The sequence below is a fragment of the Mesorhizobium sp. NZP2234 genome (assembly GCF_013170765.1).
Classification (GTDB): Bacteria; Pseudomonadota; Alphaproteobacteria; order Rhizobiales; family Rhizobiaceae; genus Mesorhizobium; species Mesorhizobium loti_D.
Genome location: NZ_CP033364.1, coordinates 6,288,509 through 6,308,055, shown reverse-complemented (window position 1 = coordinate 6,308,055; position 19,547 = coordinate 6,288,509). Strand labels below are relative to the sequence as shown.

13 protein-coding genes and 2 pseudogenes are annotated in these 19,547 nt (G+C 62.7%); 12 read left to right on the top strand and 3 right to left on the bottom strand.

Annotated elements, in window-relative coordinates:
• Positions 1 to 6 precede the first annotated feature (6 nt).
• Both EB230_RS30415 and EB230_RS30410 read left to right on the top strand, forming a co-directional pair.
• Entirely contained in the window at positions 7 to 1,026 is a 1,020-nt protein-coding gene (locus tag EB230_RS30415; protein ID WP_172374525.1) for a hypothetical protein, read from the top strand.
• The gene (locus EB230_RS30410; RefSeq protein ID WP_172374523.1) at positions 1,023 to 6,548 is read left to right on the top strand and encodes a DEAD/DEAH box helicase; all 5,526 of its coding nucleotides are present in this window, start codon (positions 1,023 to 1,025) and stop codon (positions 6,546 to 6,548) included. The genes EB230_RS30415 and EB230_RS30410 overlap by 4 nt, the downstream gene beginning before the upstream one ends.
• A 240-nt stretch (positions 6,549 to 6,788) precedes the next feature.
• Here the strand turns inward: EB230_RS30410 and EB230_RS30405 are convergent, their stop codons facing one another.
• Positions 6,789 to 7,871: a hypothetical protein gene (locus EB230_RS30405; protein ID WP_172374522.1), complete on the bottom strand. Its 1,083-nt coding sequence runs from the start codon at positions 7,869 to 7,871 to the stop codon at positions 6,789 to 6,791.
• Positions 7,872 to 7,892: 21 nt separating this feature from the next.
• Entirely contained in the window at positions 7,893 to 8,147 is a 255-nt protein-coding gene (locus EB230_RS30400; RefSeq protein ID WP_127214541.1) for a hypothetical protein, read from the bottom strand.
• Positions 8,148 to 9,624: 1,477 nt separating this feature from the next.
• Here EB230_RS30400 and EB230_RS30395 point away from each other — a divergent pair.
• From EB230_RS30395 to EB230_RS30385, 4 genes are all read left to right on the top strand, one after another.
• Positions 9,625 to 9,939, top strand: a complete 315-nt coding sequence (locus tag EB230_RS30395) for a hypothetical protein (RefSeq protein ID WP_097572427.1) — start codon at positions 9,625 to 9,627, stop codon at positions 9,937 to 9,939.
• A gap of 428 nt (positions 9,940 to 10,367) precedes the next feature.
• Positions 10,368 to 10,559: a hypothetical protein gene (locus EB230_RS32810; RefSeq protein WP_006329072.1), complete on the top strand. Its 192-nt coding sequence runs from the start codon at positions 10,368 to 10,370 to the stop codon at positions 10,557 to 10,559.
• Between the two features lie 165 nt (positions 10,560 to 10,724).
• Positions 10,725 to 10,877, top strand: a complete 153-nt coding sequence (locus EB230_RS30390) for a hypothetical protein (RefSeq protein WP_172374521.1) — start codon at positions 10,725 to 10,727, stop codon at positions 10,875 to 10,877.
• Positions 10,878 to 11,271: 394 nt separating this feature from the next.
• Positions 11,272 to 11,748, top strand: a complete 477-nt coding sequence (locus EB230_RS30385; RefSeq protein ID WP_172374520.1) for a ProQ/FinO family protein — start codon at positions 11,272 to 11,274, stop codon at positions 11,746 to 11,748.
• A gap of 277 nt (positions 11,749 to 12,025) precedes the next feature.
• Here the strand turns inward: EB230_RS30385 and EB230_RS30380 are convergent.
• A pseudogene (locus EB230_RS30380) lies at positions 12,026 to 12,458 on the bottom strand (Tn3 family transposase); the annotation flags it as partial.
• A gap of 693 nt (positions 12,459 to 13,151) precedes the next feature.
• On the opposite strand from EB230_RS30380, the gene EB230_RS30375 reads away from it, so the two are divergent.
• The 6 genes and pseudogenes from EB230_RS30375 to EB230_RS30355 all read left to right on the top strand — a co-directional run bounded on the left by EB230_RS30375 (position 13,152) and on the right by EB230_RS30355 (position 19,338).
• Entirely contained in the window at positions 13,152 to 14,354 is a 1,203-nt protein-coding gene (locus EB230_RS30375) for a cytochrome P450 (RefSeq protein WP_172234066.1), read from the top strand.
• Positions 14,355 to 14,448: 94 nt separating this feature from the next.
• Complete coding sequence (locus EB230_RS30370; RefSeq protein ID WP_097572432.1) at positions 14,449 to 15,738, top strand: cytochrome P450; 1,290 nt, start codon at positions 14,449 to 14,451, stop codon at positions 15,736 to 15,738.
• Between the two features lies 1 nt (position 15,739).
• Positions 15,740 to 16,027, top strand: a pseudogene (locus EB230_RS32805) (ferredoxin); the annotation flags it as partial.
• Between the two features lie 6 nt (positions 16,028 to 16,033).
• Positions 16,034 to 16,879: an SDR family oxidoreductase gene (locus tag EB230_RS30365; protein ID WP_246707487.1), complete on the top strand. Its 846-nt coding sequence runs from the start codon at positions 16,034 to 16,036 to the stop codon at positions 16,877 to 16,879.
• A complete protein-coding gene (locus EB230_RS30360) occupies positions 16,879 to 18,222 on the top strand; it encodes a cytochrome P450 (RefSeq protein WP_097572434.1) in 1,344 nt (447 codons plus the stop codon). The genes EB230_RS30365 and EB230_RS30360 overlap by 1 nt, the downstream gene beginning before the upstream one ends.
• Positions 18,223 to 18,372: 150 nt before the next feature.
• Positions 18,373 to 19,338: a polyprenyl synthetase family protein gene (locus EB230_RS30355; RefSeq protein WP_097572437.1), complete on the top strand. Its 966-nt coding sequence runs from the start codon at positions 18,373 to 18,375 to the stop codon at positions 19,336 to 19,338.
• The last annotated feature ends 209 nt before the right edge of the window (positions 19,339 to 19,547 follow it).

Below are 19,547 nucleotides of genomic sequence, written 5' to 3'. Positions count from 1 at the left end.
ACCAAGATGGCCCTGTCACTGCGTGTCCTTTCCGCCTCCGAGGCGCTGGCGAGCGTGACGGTCGGCTTGTCGATCCAAGGCTCCCCGGAGGCGGTTCGGCGCGCGTTGATTGCGGCGCACCTGCACGCTGCGTGCGATGCAGACGGAGCGCGGGATGGTCACGGCGTGTTCACAGGGCGCCTCACCGACATGATCGAAACGAATCTTGGAGGCTTGATCGCGCCTGCCGAGGCGCGTCCGCTGGCTAACAAGGTGCTGGAGGCGCTCGAGGAAACCGGCGACCTTTGGCGGTCACCTGGAGGCTACTGGAAGTCAACACCTCCGCGCGCCGTTGCACTATCGGATAGCGTGTCCTTCTTGCTTGGCGCTCTCCCGCCAGGCGGCTTTGTCGCGGCAGGGGTCATGCGCTATGCGAATGCCGGCGTCACGCAGATGGTCGTGCAGAGCTTCGATGATTGGCTCGGTCGCACCGAACCCATCGGCGTCTGGATGGGCAAGGCGCTCAAGATCTATCGCCCACGTCTCCAGCAGGCGACAATGCCAGCCGACCACCTCGAAGTATACGCTCCGGACCAAGCTGTGCAGCAGTCGCGATCACGCTGGATAAATGCCCGTGAGGTTGAACTCGCCGGTGTCGCTTTGCGGCTGTGCCGCGCGCAGGCAAAGCCAACGTTACTCTACAACCGACCGTACTATCTCGGAGAGTTCGAGCCTACGGCCGATGGGCTACTACTTCGGCGTGCAGCAACGGTCGACCATGGACACGCGCGTCGGTTCCGCTTTGCCTACGATGACGCGCTTCGCGCTACACGCACATTAAATGCGAGGCGGGACAATGATCTGGTGCAGGTTACGCTGGCCAAGGATCTGCCCATGGAGGAGGCCCGCGTTCTCGCGCTTGGCTGGGAATGTGACGGCACAACTCCCCGGTCAGTCCGTTCCATGGCCTTCCCGGTCCGCGCCATGCCGTTCGTGACACATGCGCTTGGGCGGCTTGGGATAAAACTGAGAGGGGGAGCGCTGTGAGCAACGGGGTCGAGCAGAGCGAGCACGGCGTACACGCCACGGTTGGGCGGCTGGGCTCAAGCCTGCGCGGCTACATTGAGGCGCAGTACCACGTGCGCAACCAGGCACTCATCCAAGAGCGGCGGCTGCTGCTGCAGGAGGACGGCGCGGTCGCGCAGGCTCCATTTGTTGAGTCTACTCCGGTTTATGAACTGGGGGCTCCCTATGACCAACTTGATCTACCCCAAGCGGTGGCAAGTGTGTTGGCGGAGCTCGCAGCGGCAAAAGTCGGCTTGTTTCCCCGACCCTACGTCCATCAGGCACAAGCCCTTGAGAGGTATTTTGCGGGCTCCGATCTGATCGTCGCCACCGGTACGGGCTCGGGAAAGACCGAGAGCTTTCTGATGCCGATCATCGGCCAACTGACCCAAGAGGCACGCGACCGGCCAGCCACGGCGGCGCTGCCGGGCTGCCGTGCCTTGCTGCTCTATCCGATGAACGCTCTGGTCAATGATCAACTGGGCCGCATTCGTCGGCTGTTCGGCGACGAGGTTGCATCGGCCATTGTTTCGGCGGGTCGCGCCCGGCCGGTGCGCTTTGGCAGTTATACCGGCCGATCGCCCTATCCAGGGCTCCGCTCGGCCAAGCGCGACGGCGAGCGAATCGAACCGCTGTTCGAGAGCTTCTACCTGCCCCTGATGGCAACACCCGAGACTGTGTCAGGCCTTACCAAGATTGGGCAATGGCCGTCAAAGGACCTGACCGCGTTCTATGGCAAGCAACACGAGGAACTGAAGCCCAATCCAAAAGGCGGTGCACCACGGCGCTATCGTCACTGGGATCGCCGCCTCATCACCCAGCCTGGCGACCGCGAGATGATGACTCGCGATGAAACCCAACGGGCATGCCCGGATATCCTTATCACCAACTACTCGATGCTCGAATACATGCTGATGCGGCCAATCGAGCGGTCCATCTTCCAGCAGACGAAGGAGTGGCTGCACGCCGACAGCGCCAATGAGCTGATTCTGGTGCTCGACGAGGCGCACATGTATCGGGGCGCTGGCGGTGCGGAGGTTGCTCTGCTGATCAGACGCCTGCTCGCACGTCTTGACGTGCCGCGTGAGCGCGTGCGCTTCATCCTGACCAGCGCCAGCTTGGGGCAGGGTACAGCCGCCGAGGCAGCGATCGACGAGTTCGCGCGCAATCTCACTGGATTGCCGCGCCAATCGCGGCGTGGGTTCGCGGTTATCACCGGTACGCGCGAACAGCGCCACGGCAGCGGCCAGCCTAGCGACCGCGTGACCGACTTGCTCGCGGTTTTTGATTTGGCAGCTTTCGAACAATACGCCACCCATCCGGAGACTGCGCGAGACGCGGTGGCCGCATTGGCTGCTGGGATGGGCTGGTCGGAACCGACGTCGGCGGAAGACTTGCCCGACTACGTGTTTACCAACCTTACTGGCTTTCCTGTGCTCGAAAGGCTCATCGAGCTTGTATCCGGCAAGGCTCTGGCGCTGGATGCCCTGCAGGAGCAACTGTTTGAGCGCCATCCCGACGGTACTCGCGCTCTAGCGGCCTTGCTTGCGCTGGCCCCCTTTGCGCGCCGCAAAGCGGACGACCGCGTACTGTTGCCTACACGCCTGCACATGTTCTTTCGCGGCCTGCCGGGGCTATTCGCCTGCGTCGATCCGAACTGTGCCCATGCACGTCATCAGGGACCTGGCCGGATTCTCGGCAGGCTCCATACCCACCACCGCCGGCAGTGCCAGTGCGGTGGACGGGTCTTCGAACTCCTGACGCACCGTGAGTGCGGTACCGCCTACTTGCGGGGTTACGCCGATGGACCGCAACCTGATTTCCTCTGGAGCACACCGTCCGGGCCGTTCCGTGAAGGCCGCCAGCCGCCGCTCGTTGAAGTGGAAGTGCTGATGGAACCGCCCAACCCGAGCTTTCTCGACTGCGTTTCCGCCTGGCTCGACATCCGGAGTGGCCGTCTTGATTACAGCGCCGAGCGGCCGGCAGAAGGCTTTACCCGCGTCTATCTGCCCACCCAGAACCAGGACTGGGTCAAGAACGGCGTAAGGTTTGGTAATTGCTGTGTCTGCGGCGAACCAACTCTGCGCAGTGAGACATCCACGATCATGGACCACGCCACCAAGGGCGAGGCGCCGTTCGCCAACTTGGTGAAGACGCAGTTGGACAGCCAACCGGCTTCGCGGACCGAAACCCGCGAGTATCCTAATGGTGGTCGCAAGGTGCTTCTCTTTTCGGACGGCCGGCAGAAGGCGGCCCGGTTGGCTCGTGATATTCCGAGGGAGGTAGAACAAGACATTTTTCGACAAGTGTTGGCGCTGGCCACACGGGAACTGCTCCTAGCGGGCCGCGAACCGCGGCCTGACCGCAGTCTTTACATCGCGGTGCTCAAGGTTCTGAGCGACAGCAATTTGCCAATCTTTGACCGGGAGGACGCGCAAACAATCGAGGATCAGGTGAGGCGCCTCCAAAAGGACCATGCAGACCAACCTATCGAGGAATTGCTGGCCGATTTCGACCCTGGACCGCCGCCCAGCCGCTACAGGATGGCTCTCCTCAAGCAGCTATGTGGCCGATATTACTCGCTGGCCGGCACGACGGTGGGTTGCCTCTTTCCGGCCCGGCGCGCGCTTTCCAAGCTTGTTGGCGCGGTTGCACCGTTGGTTCCAACACTCCCCGCCGCAGACATGGCAGGCCTGGCCGCCGCGTGGCTGATGCATGTGGCGGACGGCTACGCCTTTGACCATACCATCGAAGGCAACGTCCGTGGGTCGGCGGCAGGCCGCTGGAGGAACGCGTGGGGCAGCAACGGCAATTTTCCGAAGGCAATCCGGCCCGCGCTGGCCGCCGCCCTGCAGATCGACCTGACTACCCTCGGTTTGGTCGAGAAGGAACTCGCGAACGAACTGGGGCTGGCTGACTCCACCGGCGCGATCTTCATCGATCCCGCCAAGGTCATCGTTCACATCGACCTGGACATGACTTGGCATCACTGCGACGACTGTACCGCGCTATTGCCGATGACCGTTCATGGTCATTGCGCGGCTTGTGGTTCAGGATCCCTGGAGTCGGTCACGCCTTCCCAGAGCGAGTATATCAGGGCGCGCAAGGGCTTTTGGCGTGCCCCGGTGGAACGTGTGCTGACCGGCGGTGCGCAACTACGCAGCATTTCGGTGGAGGAACATACCGCCCAGTTGTCAAACCGCGACAATGCACGGGTGCACGCGACCACCGAACAATTTGAACTGCGTTTCAAGGACGTCCGTATCGCGAAGTCCGACAAGCCGATTGACGTGCTGAGCTGCACCACGACCATGGAAGTGGGTGTCGATATCGGCTCCCTGGTTGCGGTAGGCCTGCGCAACGTGCCGCCGCAGCGGGAGAACTACCAGCAGCGAGCCGGCCGGGCGGGACGCCGCGGCTCGTCGCTTTCAACTGTGCTGACCTACGCGCAGAATGGCCCTCACGACGGCTACTACTACAACAACCCAGAACAGATCGTCGCGGGCGATCCCCGCAACCCCGACGTCAAGGTCGACAACCCGAAGATCGCGCGGCGCCACATCGTCGCCTACCTCTTCCAAACGTTTTTCCACAACTACATGGACACTCACGATGTATCTGTCGGGGCGGGATCGTCTGCCCTGTTCCGGGCACTTGGCAAGGCTACGGACTTTTTCCTCGGCGAGCCGATGTCGGGGCTCGATATCGCAAGCTTCGACATGTGGGTGCGAAAGGAGCTTCTTGCGCCAACCGGCCAACTGCGCCCTTTGATTCGCAACTGGCTGCCGGACAACCTCCGCGTCGCCCCCCGAACGATCGACGCCTGGATCGGCGATGAGGCCGCAGCCTTGCTGGCGACTCTCGCCCGTTTCCGGGCTGAACTGGTAGCAGCAACCGCCGCAGGCGAAGGTGAGGTTGCCGCAGGCGGCGAGGAGGAGGACCGGCGTTCGGAGCGCGAGGCCATCGCTGATCAAGAACTGCTGGAGTTCCTATTCTCCAAGGGTCTGCTGCCCAGCTATGCTTTCCCCACGGACCTATCGAGTTTCCTTGTGGAGCGCCTGATTCAGCGCAACAACGAGTGGAAGATGGAGGTCGTCGAACGGCCGCAGCAGTCCATTGGGAAGGCATTGAGCGAATATGCTCCCGGCCGTCTGATCGTCATCAATAAGGAAACCTATCGCTCCGGCGGGGTGGTCGCGAACACATTGCCCGACGTCGAGAATCGCGCAGAGGCTATCTTTGAGGAACGCCACACGTTGGTGCACTGTGAGAACTGCAGCTTTGTCGCGGATTTGAATGAAGTGACACAGGGCGGGGCGCGTTGCCCGGTGTGTGAGAGCGACCTGAAACACACCCAAATGGTGGTGCCGCAGGTCTTCCTGCCGGAGGAAGGCAGGGCGCTCAAGGACGACGATCGCGATCAGGACATTACCTACGCGACGGCCGCGCAGTTTCCCGTCCCTGTGGGCAAGGATGATCTGCCCAGCCTGCGACCCGTCGGCCGCAACCTCATGTACGTGGTCACCACTGACCGCCAGCTGGTGACCGTCAACAAGGGACAGGAGACGTCCGACGGTCGCAGCGGATTCTGGATCTGCAGCCAGTGCGGACGCGCCTCGGTCGACGAGCAGCCGCACGTGTCACACAGCCGACCCTACAAGATTGAGTTCTCGTACGGGAAGCCGAGGCCGGGCCATCAGTGTGCTGGCACTTATGAAAACGTGTTCCTAGGCCACGTCTTCTCCACCGATTTGCTGTTGCTGCGTATCAGCCTACGGCAGCCGCTTGTCACCGAGACGGGCGACCCCTTGCAATTGAGGATACTCGAAGACGCCCTGTACTCGGTTGCCGAAGGCTTGCGCCTGGCAGCCAGCCGGCATCCACAAATCGATCTCGATCCTTCCGAGTTCGGTGCCGGGTTCCGTATCGTCCCGAACCGGGAGGATGACACGTTGCTGCTCGACGTCTACCTTTACGACACCTTGTCCGGTGGGGCCGGCTACGCCGATCTCGCGGCAAGGAACATTGAGGAAATCCTCCAACAGACCCTCGCGCTATTGGTGCAGTGTCCCGCCCACTGCGAGCAATCATGCGAGAGTTGCCTGCGGCACTATCACAACCAGTACCTCAAGGAACGTCTTGATCGGAACCTGGGTGCCGAACTGCTTCGCTACGCGCTCGACGGCACGCTGCCTAAGGAGAAGGCGCCTGCGGCGCAGGCCAATCTGCTGCGAAATCTCCAACGGCTGCTTGAACTGGAGGGCTTTGCGTGTACGGGGCCTGTCGAAATACAAGGAGTCACTGTCCCACTTGGCGTTGCGAGCTCCAACCAGCAAGTCGCTGTTGGGCTTCGCCCTGCTTTGCTTACGCCGGAATGGCAAGGGCACTCGTTCAGTAACCTGTCCCGAACAACGGCCTCAGTCGTCCTAAACGAATTCGTCCTGGGTCGTAATCTGCCAGATGAACATCAGATGGTGCGCAACGCAGTCCTATATGAGAAATAGGCCAGCGAGTAATCGCAGGCTCGCGACGGCGGCTGGAAGTTGGTCGGAGGAAGGTGATCGCCGTCATTGCAGCCTTCGAGCCCGCGGAACTCGGGACATGCCCGTGGAACGAAGGTCCGGATAGGGCATCGGGCCGACGGTGCACGTGGACGCTGTTTGAGTTCGGCATCTTGACGGATCTGGGCTCCTCGAGGGAGCTCGCGCCATTTTCGTCGAAGGCGCCAGACCAAGACTTTTCGATCAGGGCTTTCGAAAGGAGGGAAAAATTGCGGATATGCCAGCCAACGCGCCCAGCGCGATCATCAGGACCGCAGCTCCGGAGCTAAGCTTCCCGACAGCATTTGCGGCGATCATTCCTGGGCCGGCAGTCGCGATGCCGATCGCTACAGCTCGAATAGAAGCTAGGACAAGCGAGCCGCCGAAGATCATCTGGAGCGAGATGTCTTGGCGTACACGATCTTCTCCGTCGCCCTCTGCCGACAGGAATAGTCTGATACCGCTTACGCGCCTCATCACCTCCGGTTCGGCTGCAAAAACGTAGCGCTTCAAGTCATAACGTGAATCGATGACGCTGCGTTTGGCAGATGCAAACTGGATCGAATCGTCATTTGCCTCAGCGACCAAGGCAAGTTCCTTTGGCGTCGGCCGGGCACCATCAGCGTCAATGGAATGCTCGAACAACCTAAGGCAGTACACCTCGCATTCGTAGCGCTTGCCAGTCGAAAGTCGAAAAGCGCCCTGCTCGACAGCACTTGACCGAGGCCAAGTTCCAAACCAGCTTCGGCCCGAGATCTTGCTGATCTGACGTACAGCGAAGAACGCGCTTTGCTCGGCCGCGAACGATTTATGACGGCTCAATTGCTTTGCAGTCTCCTCAAAGGCTTCGAATGTCAAACGCTGGTGCGCTCGCCACTCAAAGTCGAGGGAGAAGCAATAGATCTCACTCGGCGCTTGGGCTGCGCTAGGCAAGCGCTCGCGACAGGCACTGATCGCTGCGCGCAATTCACCTGTTGTCGCTTCACCGACATAAGCATCGGCAGCAAGAGTAAAAATGTAAGACGTTCCGACGCTCTCAGCCCGAATAACGCGAGCAATGCGAATGGGTATGAGTTCATAGGGGATTGGATCACCGCTGCCGGCTACAAAACACACTAAGGCGTACTCGTCGGCGAGTTGCTCGTGGGGGACTCTGCTACGAACATCGCCCGCGAGCCACTTACCGTCGTAGCGGAACTGCATCTGGCCGCCACGTGGAAGCGCCAGCATCCGGATAATATCATCAGCGTAGCGGGCTCGGGCCGATGAAGACAGAAACACGATCATAGCGCCCGCCTTTTGGCCTGTCTAACGCACGAAATTCGGCTGCCCCGGCTTCGTTTCCCAAATAAGGTGGATCCAACCCTTAGGAATGTAGTGGGATAAGCCTTGACTGTCGAAGATGCGGTGGCCTCCGCTGTCGCTGACGTTGAGCCTCTGCGGGTTATCGATCCGGACTTTTGCACCCGATTCAAAATGGTATTCCCGCCACGCTTCGCTGGAGATGTCGCTGAAAACGAGATCGCTTTCGTTCTTGAATTCCGACGCCGTCGCAGAGGCCATGATGCGGTTCCGTCCTGTCTCTTTTCCAAATTTCATACAGTGATTTGGTCTTACGCGCAGCTTCATTCTGAGGTGGCGGTCCGTACTGGTTTCTATCGCTCGGACCTGATGTTCTCGTGACTAGGTCTTTGTCCTCCAAGAAGGCTAGCTTTGTGCCCCTCGTCCTTTCTCTGCAACGCTTTTCGAGGCTGGAGCCTTCAACCCCCCGAAAAATGCGTCGGGCGCAAAAGCCTCATGGGTTCACAATCCTGCCTCGATCTTTCGAGCAGAGCATTGTTCCGCCGTGAAGAGGCGGAGGCCGCCGCTCAGCTCGAGACGTCCAAAGTCGAAAAAATAATTATCGGTTTAGTGGCGAGATGGTGGCGATATGAAAGACGTCTGGCGGGAGAGCTGAGCAGAAGCTAAGTGCCTGGTTCTAAATGGTTGAACCGCCGCCCTCACCAGTGTGAAAGGGTGCGCTCTCTGTCGGTTGAATCTTCCCGTCAATGTGAAATACCATTTTTCACTCTATCGGACATGCCAATGGGTTTTTGGCATCAGCTCATGGGCCAACAGCGGAACGGCCGCATCATCATACTGTAAGCTGCTGGTCCGCTCTCGGCCCGTTCCAGCCATTGCTAATGCTCGCCGGAGCCGCGGAAATGTGCAGGGCCATTTACGTCGAAAACACACAACGTCCTCTCAACGTTCGCCTTTTGTGCTTCGAAAGTCGCATAAAAAGGCAGACTGGAATTCGGAGTGATGTCGAATAATTGGCATTGTCCAGTAGCCGCCCGGATAATCATTGGCGACGAACACCTCGAGATGGTCGACACCCTAACCTTCATCGGTGAATCATATTTAAGCGGCAAGGGATCCTTCCCGAAATCGAGCTGCAGCGCGGGTTTTGCCGGCCGGCCGCATCGACTCGCCACGCCTCCGCTAGATCGAGCGGCGTAGCGCCTCCAACATTAAGTTCGCGGTGGCGCTGTCCTAGCCGGCGAAGATCGTGTTCGTCATCCCCGCGGTTCGGGCGCCGGTGCACCCGCCGCTGGCCCTCATCTGATGCGCGCTTCGCCCTGCGGACAGCAGACAGCGAAGCCGCCACGGCCGCGAAAATCTCGCAATGTCGGCTCGATTCCAGGTCCCGTCCGCCACTTTTGCGGGGTGATCCATGCAGGTGCCTGGCGTGGATCGTGCCAACCATCCCCTGACCGCATCATTGCCAGCGTCCTCCTTCAGCCCGCCGAGCCTCGCGACGCCGGAATAACGATACTCTTCGAAGAACATTCTCTTTGTAGCAAGCGTGACGGTCTGCGCCGTCTTACCGAGTTTCAGCCTTTGCCATCGCCTCCTGCCCTCCCTGCCGCGCGTCACTCTAACCTGCTCTCATCGCCTCACCTCACGCGGAAAGAGTGTCGTTAACGTCATCCTGTGCGGGAAATGTCACAGCGATAAGACAGAACGCAGAAAAGCCATAATGGCGTCCTGCCAAGCAATGGGCATCGAGGATGCCGACGCCTCAGTCATCCATGAGTTCGATTCCTGCAAGCGGGCCGGCTCTTTAACGGGCCTTTCCTGGCGCTTCGCGCGCAGGCACTTCGCCACGATTACCTCCGATGTGGAGAAGTTGTCATGTCGCAATCCGCTGTCGGTCAGGGACTGGCACACAGCCAACAAGGCGCGTTCGGGGCTGACACCGTCAAGCTCGCAGGGCACCCCTAGTCAAGTCGTTGCAGCTCCCGTCGGCTTTCTGAAGTCGGTGACGGGCTTAAGAAGGTTCCTGATCGCCGTGCTGGGACATTATTCCTGACCCGCTCAATTGGATCACGCCGCCCTAACGACAGAAAAAGACTCGGCACAATCTGGGTGCCGGGTCTTTAAGGTCAAATGTGATTGGGCAGGTGCTGTGATGCTTCTTGGCTACGCCCCGCATGATTACGAGCCGCTAACTGTGGGTCATTCCTCAGCCTCTACTCGGCGACAAGAGCGTCCCGATAGGTCTCTTGGCGCCGAAAATAAACAATATGGCCCGGACAGTGCAGGGCTCGCTTGGCAACCCTATTGCAGAGTCCACCGGACCCGCCGGCGACATAATCAAGGAGCTCTCGCATAGGACAAGCCGGTGTTTGGTTTCTCCCGGATCATCTGCGATTTAAATCAAATCCGTCTGTGGATATTGACGATTGCGTGACCCTCACCTCGTAGACGGCTAACGCGGGCGGCAACTGAGAGGGTCATATGACAAGCGATTTTTCCGCCGCGCGAGTGCATCTAGATCGAGCGTATCATTACCTGCGAGGCGATGACCCGATGAGCCAGAGGGGGCGCGAAGCCTTGGATCTGCTAATTGAGGCAGTTGCCGTCGAGGAGTTCAGGCAGCCGAGCCAAAACGCGGAGGTGCTAATGTTTCCGATTGGGCGCCGCTTCTGAGGCGATCTCCATGGTGGCAACCATGAACGTGATGTGCAAACATCCTCAGAATATTGCCCGTCAAGGCATGAGCCGAGTCGGCAATCGAATGGGAGTCCGAAGCCTGTCGCCCACAACCTTCTGAATTTCGCTGCGCCTATTGTCATCGGCGGCAGCTATTCCGGAATGGCCGCCGCCCGGCAGTTCCGCCGCGCCCGCGCCAGGTTCTGGGGATCGACGCCGGGTTGCGGCGGAACGCTTTTTGCCAGCCATTCGCCTGCCTTCCTGTCCAAGGGCGGCGTCGATCCGGCCGAGATCACGGAACGGTCGCCTGAGTAGCTTTCGCGCTACGCGACGCCCTGGTACGACGGAACGGCCGAACGGGTGAGAGGAGCCGCGACGGTTTCGGGTCCTACTCGCTGACGGCCCTCCGCGGAGGGCCGTCGAGTCTTTTTCGCTGCCGGCGTTTGAGATGCACTGCCAAGGGTCAATGAGCTTGCGGAGATATGGGGGAACAGCATTCCACCGACCCTAATGTATGGCTGTGAACTCTATCGGGACGGCTCGGCGTGATTGGCGCCGATCCTGCTCGGCCCACCAGGCACTTCGCCTGTCCGAATGAGGAGGCGCCCGCTGCTTTGCCCTGCGGGGCGAATTCTCATTTTTCCAAATCATTGCATATATCAGTGCTAGGAAGGTCCGAATTGGAAACGAAAACAATGGGGCGAGGCTTATGAGCTGTAGCCGAGGCAAATCGCCTGCACAGCTTTTCCGCTATCTATCGGCCAAGTGGCCTGCGGCGTTCAATCCGAAAGCGCCCAGGCCGCTCAAGATCGGCATCCATCATGACATTCGGGTGCTCGACGGCGAACTGTCCGATGATGAATTGAGGAGAGCCCTGCTGGCGTATACCAAGATGGCCAAATACTTGGAGAGACTGGATGCCGGCGCTGCACGGGTCAATCTCGATGGCAAGCCGGCCGGCGTGGTCTCGGATGCGGACGCGGCGACCGCCAAGGCTTTGCTTTGCGCCCGCAAGGACAAACAAAAGGGCAAGCAAACGCCAGAGCCAAGGATAGAGCCTCAATCGCCACCCAAACCAAAACCGAAGCGAACCGCCGTGTTCAAGGCGAAGAATACGGCCGACAGCCCGACCGGCCTAATCGTTGAGACGAAGCGTCGCCGGTCATTCCGAAAGCCGATGACTTGATCGCCGCTGAGCGATAGCTCGCGCCGACCGGGACAGCCCTCAGGGTCGGAGCACATGGCGCCCGCGCCAATCCGAATTGCCGCGATCGCAATGGAGCTGCCGCATTCGCGCGAGAAAAACGGACTGGTCGGTCATCCCTTCTTCGGGATGAACGAAGGCCAGACGCTATTCCGATGGTCGTTCTGGCCACCGCTGCGACTGTGATATTTCGGGATGGCAGTCAGATCGATGCCGGCCCAGATTGACTGTGGCCATACTGCTGCTCAACCTCCTCTCAGTTGATGACGTTGGAAAGAATGGGAAGCAGATTGGGCAATTCAGCGCGCAGGCCTGATGGCGCCAGCTTCTGCCGGGCGATCGCCTTCAGGCGTGGCGGCAGGTGAACCCGAGCAGGCGGCAAAAAGCGGCGCCGACGGCGCTCTGGCCATGGCCGCTGTCGAATATTGGCCCTGAATCTCCACGTTGGTGCAGTGTCGCAGCACGCCCTTGATCATCGCGGCGACCTCCGAAGACGAACAGCGCTTGAGTTGCGAGAAAATGCAGGTCGAGCCCTTTTCGACATGCCAGTAGGTCATCACGCCGCGACCGCCATAGCGGACATGCCATTCCGTCATTTCACAAGCGCCGAACTTCTTGGACTCCGACGCGCAGGCCGTGCCGGCTTCGCCCCAGATGGCGGTGTTGCGGATAGCCAGTGTTGCATTGGCAACGCGCCCGCAAGCCGCCTAGAGCGCGCCCCTTAGCAAGCAGGTGAACCCCTGAGCCAACCTCCTATGGGTCAATAGGGTCAGGTGGCCTGCCATCATTCCAGGACAGGACAACTGACAAAGAAGGTGTCGCCTATCCGACACTCTTCTGTCGTCTTTGTTGGGTCCGCGACACCGGCCTATTTCGCCAAGCTCTTGTCTGGCCTCAGGCTAATCCGCTGAAAAGTAATCACAATGTTTTTCTTCTGCTGGGTCGGTCAAATTGGCACGAGTTTTGAGACTGCTTCGTTGGGAGCCGGGAGCCGCCGACCGACCTTCATTTCGTGGATGACACCGCGATCGATGAAACGGAGAAAGAAAAGCAAAATGTCAAATCCGCATCAGATAGCATTCTATGCAAGGGGGCCTCGGCGAAACCGCCCCGTACCCAAACAGGCTGCCGCCCTTGTCGACCCTTGCGCAGGAAATCTTGATGGCCGGCTGCGACTCAAAGGCCCACCACTCGTCTTATCCTGAACTCGAAGGCGCAGGATAAAGTTCTGCATCTCGCCGCGCGGTATGCCTAGGCAGTTACACGTTGGCCGATCTTGATAATCGAGTCGGGCTACGCCGCGCAGGACGTTCAATTGCCGTCCTACGTCATTCGCTGCCCGCAGCGCCTTCCGCCCTTCCATCGCTAGAGAGTGAAGTGCCACCATGTCCGAACAGCCCTTGCCGACGCTGCCGATGTGGCGCGTCGACCACATCGAGCCCTCGCCCGAGATGTTGGCGCTACGCGCCAACGGTCCGATCCACCGCGTGCGCTTCCCCTCCGGGCACGAAGGCTGGTGGGTGACAGGCTACGACGAGGCCAAGGCGGCGCTGTCCGACGCGGCGTTCCGGCCCGCGGGAATGCCGCCGGCGGCATTCACCCCGGATTCGGTGATTCTCGGTTCGCCGGGGTGGCTGGTCTCGCATGAGGGGGGCGAGCATGCCCGGTTACGCACGATCGTGGCGCCTGCCTTCAGCAACCGCAGGGTGAAGCTGCTCGCGCAGCAGGTCGAGGCGATCGCCGCGCAGTTGTTCGAGACGCTGGCGGCCCAGCCCCAGCCCGCCGACCTGAAGCGCCACCTCTCCTTTCCGCTGCCGGCCATGCTCATCAGCGCGCTGATGGGCGTGCCTTACGAGGATCACGCCTTTTTCGCCGGGCTGTCCGACGAGGTGATGACGCATCAGCATGAAAGCGGCCCTCGCAGCGCGTCGCGCCTGGCCTGGGAAGAACTGCGCGCCTACATTCGTGGCAAGATGTGGGACAAGCGCCAGGATCCGGGCGACAACCTGCTGACAGATCTGCTCGCGGCGGTCGAGCAGGGCAATGCGACCGAGGAAGAGGCGATCGGCCTGGCGGCGGGCATGCTGGTGGCGGGGCACGAGAGCACCGTCGCGCAGATCGAATTCGGCCTGCTGGCCATGTTCCGCCATCCGCAACAGCGCGAACGCCTAGTCGGCGATCCATCCCTGGTGGACAAGGCGGTGGAGGAAATCCTGCGCATGTACCCGCCGGGCGCGGGCTGGGACGGCATCATGCGCTATCCGAGGACCGACGTGACTATCGCGGGCGTGCATATTCCCGCGGAGAGCAAGGTGCTCGTCGGCCTGCCGGCGACGTCGTTCGATCCGCGCTATTTCGACGACCCGGAAACCTTCGACATCGGACGCGACGAAAATCCGCACCTGACGTTCTCGCACGGGCCGCACTACTGCATCGGCATGGCGCTGGCCAGGCTGGAACTCAAGGTGGTGGTCGGTTCGATCTTCCAGCGCTTTCCCGCGCTGCGCCTGGCCGTGGCGCCCGAAGAACTGAAGTTGCGCAAGGAGATCATCACTGGCGGGTTCGAGGAGTTGCCGGTGCTCTGGTGATGCACGGACGCCGCCGGGAATCGTGATCTTCTCCGCAATTTGCCGGCGCGCCTAGCGCGCGCCGGTCAGATCAGCCAGCCAACAGGTAACCAAGATGGACGTGCAAGAAACCACGGCAGCATGCCGGGACGCCTTCGCCGAACTGGCGTCGCCAGCGTGCATCCACGACCCGTATCCGTTCATGCGGTGGTTGCGCGAGCACGATCCGGTGCATCGCGCGGCGTCGGGCCTCTTTCTGTTGAGCCGCCACGCCGACATCTACTGGGCACTCAAGGCCACGGGCGATGCGTTTCGGGGACCGGCGCCGGGCGAACTGGCGCGCTATTTCCCGCGTGCGGCGACCAGCCTGTCACTCAAACTGCTGGCGTCCACGCTAGCGATGAAGGACCCACCGACGCATACGCGTCTGCGCCGGCTGATCTCGCGCGATTTCACCATGCGCCAGATCGACAACCTGCGGCCGAGCATCGCGCGCATCGTCGCAGCGCGCCTGGACGGCATGGCGCCCGCGCTGGAGCGCGGGGAGGCGGTGGACCTGCATTGGGAATTCGCGCTGGCCTTGCCCATGCTGGTCTTCGCCGAACTGTTCGGCATGCCCCAGGACGACATGTTCGGGCTTGCCGCCGGCATCGGCGCCATTCTGGAAGGCCTGAGCCCACACGCCAGCGATCCTCAGCTCGCCGCGGCGGACGCGGCCAGCGCCAGGGTGCAGGCCTACTTTAGCGACCTCATACAGCGCAAGCGCACCGGTCCCTGCAACGACATCGTGTCGATGGTGGTCGGCGTACACGACGACGATGCCGACACGCTGTCGGATGCGGAGTTGATCAGCATGCTGTGGGGCATGCTGCTGGGCGGCTTCGCCACCACTGCTGCAACCATCGACCATGCGGTCCTGGCGATGCTGGCGTATCCCGAACAGCGGCACTGGCTGCAGGGAGACGCCGTGGGGGTGAAGGCATTCGTCGAAGAAGTCCTGCGCTGCGACGCGCCTGCCATGTTCAGCTCCATTCCGCGTATCGCCCAGCGCGACATCGAACTGGGCGGCGTGGTGATCCCGAAGAACGCGGACGTGCGCGTGCTGATCGCGGCCGGCAATCGCGACCCGGACGCCTTCGCCGACCCCGACCGCTTCAATCCCGCGCGGTTCTACGGCACCACTCCTGGCATGTCGACCGACGGGAAGATCATGCTGAGCTTCGGCCACGGCATCCACTTCTGCCTCGGTGCGCAACTGGCCCGGGTGCAGTTGGCCGAGAGCCTGCCGCGGATCCAGGCGCGCTTCCCCACGCTGGCATTGGCCGAGCAGCCGACCCGGGAACCCTCCGCGTTCCTTAGGACGTTCCGCGCGCTGCCGGTGCGGCTGCATGCGCAGGGGGGCTGAGATGCGCGTCGTGATCGATCAGGATCTGTGCGGAACCACCGGGCAGTGCGTGCTGACGCTGCCGGGCACCTTTCGCCAGCGCGAACCGGACGGCGTGGCGGAAGTGTGCGTGGCGACGGTCTCGCAGGCGCTGCACGCCGCCGTGCGGCTCGCGGCCAGCCAGTGCCCGGTCGCCGCTATTCGGGTCATCGAAAGCGAGGCTGGCGATGACGAGCGCGCCAGCGCCGACCTTGCGCCTTCTCCGGCGGAGGCTGAGCGGCATGCCGCGAAAGACCAACGCAACCCAGGAGGACACGTGGGACGGTTTGAAGGCAAGGTGGCCGTGGTGACGGGCGCCGGCGCCGGCATCGGCAAGGCATGCGCCCTCGCCATCGCGCGCGAGGGCGGCAGAGTGGTGGTGGCCGACATTGATGGCTCGGCGGCCATCGCCTGCAGCGCGCAGATCGCGGCCGAAGCGGGCCACGCGCTGGCCCTGGCCATGGACATCGCCGATGCGCAGGCGGTGGCAGCGCTGTTCGAGACGGCGGAGCGGCACTTCGGTGGGGTCGACCTGCTGGTGAACAACGCGAGCGCCATGCATCTGACCCCGCGCGACCGCGCGATCCTCGAGCTGGACCTGGCGGTCTGGGATCAGACAATGGCGACCAATCTGCGCGGCACGCTGCTCTGCTGCCGGGAGGCCATCCCACGAATGATCGCCCGCGGGGGTGGCGCGATCGTCAACATGTCGTCGTGCCAGGGGCTCAGCGGTGACACCGCGCAGACGTCCTACGCCGCGTCGAAGGCGGCGATGAACATGCTGTCGGCCTCGCTCGCCACCCAGTACGGTCATGCACAGATCCGCTGCAACGCGGTTGCGCCGGGTCTCATCATGACCGAGCGTCTCCTCGCCAAGCTGGACGAGTGCATGCAACGGCATCTGAGCCGGCACCAGCTCCTGCAGCGCGTCGGCCGCCCCGAGGACGTGGCCGCGCTGGTGGCGTTCCTGCTCTCCGACGATGCTGCGTTCATCACCGGCCAGGTCCTGTGCATCGACGGTGGCATGCTGGCGCATGTGCCGACATACGCCGACGGTGGCAACAGCCGCGCCGCGCGGCCTGCTGGCGACACCACCGAAGCGGCCGCGGCGCCGCGCTGCTGATGGACATGCTGCTCAACCCGCTGGACCGTCGGCACCGGCTGCGGGACGACATCCCGGTCGTGCCCGGCGCTTTCCCCCTGGTCGGACATCTTCCCGCCATCGTATGCGACCTGCCGCGCCTGCTGCGGCGCGCGGAACGGACGCTGGGCAGCCACTTCTGGCTGGATTTCGGCCCTGCCGGACACCTGATGACCTGCGTGGATCCAGATGCGTTCGCACTGCTCCGGCACAAGGACGTGTCCTCGGCTCTGATCGAAGAGATCGCGCCCGAATTGCTTGGCGGAACGTTGGTCGCCCAGGACGGCGGCGCGCACCGGCAGGCGCGCGACGCGATCAAGGCGGCGTTCCTGCCCAAGGGGCTGACCCAGGCCGGCATCGGCAACCTGTTCGCGCCCGTCATCCAGGCGCGGGTGCAGGCGTGGCGCGACCGCGGCGACGTAACCATCCTGCGCGAAACCGGCGACCTGATGCTCAAGCTCATCTTCAGCCTCATGGGTATCCCAGCGCAGGACCTGCCGGGATGGCATCGCAAATACCGGCAACTGCTGCAGTTGATCGTCGCGCCCCCGGTCGACCTGCCCGGACTGCCCTTGCGGCGCGGCCGCGCCGCCCGCGACTGGATCGACGCGCAGTTGCGCCAGTTCGTCCGCGACGCGCGCGCGCAGGCCGCGCGCACTGGGTTGATCAATGACATGGTGAGCGCCTTCGATCGCGGCGACGATGCGCTCTCCGACGACGTCCTGGTCGCCAATATCCGCTTGCTGCTGCTTGCCGGTCACGACACCACCGCCTCGACGATGGCCTGGATGGTGATCGAGCTGGCGCGGCAGCCTGGGCTGTGGGACGCCCTGGTCGAGGAGGCGCAACGCGTGGGCGCGGTGCCGACCCGGCACGCGGACCTGGCGCAGTGTCCGGTCGCCGAGGCGCTGTTCCGCGAGACGCTGCGCGTGCATCCGGCGACCACGCTCCTGCCGCGTCGCGCGCTGCAGGAATTGCAACTCGGCCAACGGCGCATTCCTGCGGGCACCCCTCTGTGCATCCCGCTGCTGCATTTGTCGACCTCTGCGCTGCTGCACGAGGCGCCTGATCAGTTCCGCCTGGCACGGTGGCTGCAACGCACGGAGCCGATCCGGCCGGTGGACATGCTGCAGTTCGGTACCGGCCCACACGTCTGCATCGGTTACCACCTGGTATGGCTGGAAATGGTGCAGTTCTGCATCGCCTTGGCACTGACCATGCACAAGGCCGGGGTGCGGCCGCGGTTGCTGAGCGCCGTCGAAAAAGGTCGGCGCTATTTCCCGACCGCACATCCGTCCATGAAAATCCGCATCGGATTCTCATGAGCTGGCATCGCATGCCCCGTGTGGCGAGGCAACTGCGCCGGCGACGCGCGGCAATGCTGCACTCGGCGCGCGCGCTCGGTGCGACGCCGCCAACACCGCGGCGGCTCGGACGCTCGCCGTGGCCGTGCCAGGTACAAGGACATGAACGACATGCAGACCGCTTCTACGCTACACGACGACGCGCAGGCGCGCGGCGCATCCGGCAGGCTGCCGCCGGAGATCTGGATGCAGGACGGCGCAAGGCGGGTCGAACAGGCGCTGGCGCGTCTTCTCTGCGCCGAAGACGACGGTGAGACCGAGCTGATGGCGGCGATGCGCTACGCCACCTTGCATGGCGGAAAGCGCACCCGCGCCTTGCTCTGTCTGGCTACCGGCGCACTGGCCGACACGCCGGCGCACATGCTCGACGATGTCGGCGCCGCCATCGAGATGATGCACGCCTGTACCCTGGTCCACGACGACCTGCCCGCAATGGACGATGACGTGCTTCGCCGCGGCCTTCCGACCGTGCACGTCAAGTTCGGCGAAGCCACTGCGATCCTGGTCGGCGATGCGCTGCAGGCGCACGCCTTCCTGACCCTGGCGAGCCTGGATGCGCCGGGCGACAACCGTATCGCGCTCGTGCGCGAACTGGCGCAGGCGGTGTCCGCCGAGGGTGCCGCAGGCGGGCAGGCCATGGATCTGTCGCTGGTCGGAAAGCACGTCGAGCTGGACAGGATCGTGGCGATGCACCGGATGAAGAGCGGAGCACTAGTGCGCGCGTCCGTTCGCATGGGCGCGCTATGCGCCATCGCGGAAGATGCCGCCCACGCTGCGCTGTACTGTGCGCTCGATCGCTACTCCGCCTGTTTCGGCCTGGCGTTGCAGGTGGTCGACGACATTCTCGACGCGACAGCGGATACCGCGACGTTGGGCAAGACCCCCGGCAAGGACGCGGCGGCGCAGAAACCGACCTGTGCGTCGATCATGGGGCTGCAGGCAGCGCGCCAGTTGGCGCTGGATCTGTTGCGCGACGCCGGGGAGGCCATCGCCCCGCTGGGAACGCGTGCGGAACGGTTGGCGCAGATGCTGCAGCGGGCCAACGCGTATCTGTTCAAGCACGCGCCATGCGCATGAGCGCGCCCGTCCGCATGGAGTCGCCCCTGTGCCGCTGCGATCGATCGGCCGGCGTGAGCGGTGCATGCTGCACTGTGTCCAAGTCGGCGGCGGCGATCGCAGCGGTTGCCCAGCACAGCCGCGGCGCACGCGGCGCGCTGCGCCCAAGCCTATGCGGTGGACCGGCCCCAGCATGGGGCGCGTCGCCGCGCCGGAGCAGGGCGCCGTCC

Excerpts from the sequence above, each read along its gene's own strand:
- EB230_RS30405 (WP_172374522.1), bottom strand. The coding sequence starts at position 7,871 with ATGATCGTGTTTCTGTCTTCATCGGCCCGAGCCCGCTACGCTGATGAT.
- EB230_RS30400 (WP_127214541.1), bottom strand. The coding sequence starts at position 8,147 with ATGGCCTCTGCGACGGCGTCGGAATTCAAGAACGAAAGCGATCTCGTT.
- EB230_RS32810 (WP_006329072.1), top strand. The coding sequence starts at position 10,368 with ATGACAAGCGATTTTTCCGCCGCGCGAGTGCATCTAGATCGAGCGTAT.
- EB230_RS30395 (WP_097572427.1), top strand. The coding sequence starts at position 9,625 with ATGGGCATCGAGGATGCCGACGCCTCAGTCATCCATGAGTTCGATTCC.
- EB230_RS30370 (WP_097572432.1), top strand. The coding sequence starts at position 14,449 with ATGGACGTGCAAGAAACCACGGCAGCATGCCGGGACGCCTTCGCCGAA.
- EB230_RS30390 (WP_172374521.1), top strand. The coding sequence starts at position 10,725 with ATGGCCGCCGCCCGGCAGTTCCGCCGCGCCCGCGCCAGGTTCTGGGGA.
- EB230_RS30415 (WP_172374525.1), top strand. The coding sequence starts at position 7 with ATGGCCCTGTCACTGCGTGTCCTTTCCGCCTCCGAGGCGCTGGCGAGC.
- EB230_RS30385 (WP_172374520.1), top strand. The coding sequence starts at position 11,272 with ATGAGCTGTAGCCGAGGCAAATCGCCTGCACAGCTTTTCCGCTATCTA.
- EB230_RS30375 (WP_172234066.1), top strand. The coding sequence starts at position 13,152 with ATGTCCGAACAGCCCTTGCCGACGCTGCCGATGTGGCGCGTCGACCAC.
- EB230_RS30360 (WP_097572434.1), top strand. The coding sequence starts at position 16,879 with ATGGACATGCTGCTCAACCCGCTGGACCGTCGGCACCGGCTGCGGGAC.
- EB230_RS30355 (WP_097572437.1), top strand. The coding sequence starts at position 18,373 with ATGCAGACCGCTTCTACGCTACACGACGACGCGCAGGCGCGCGGCGCA.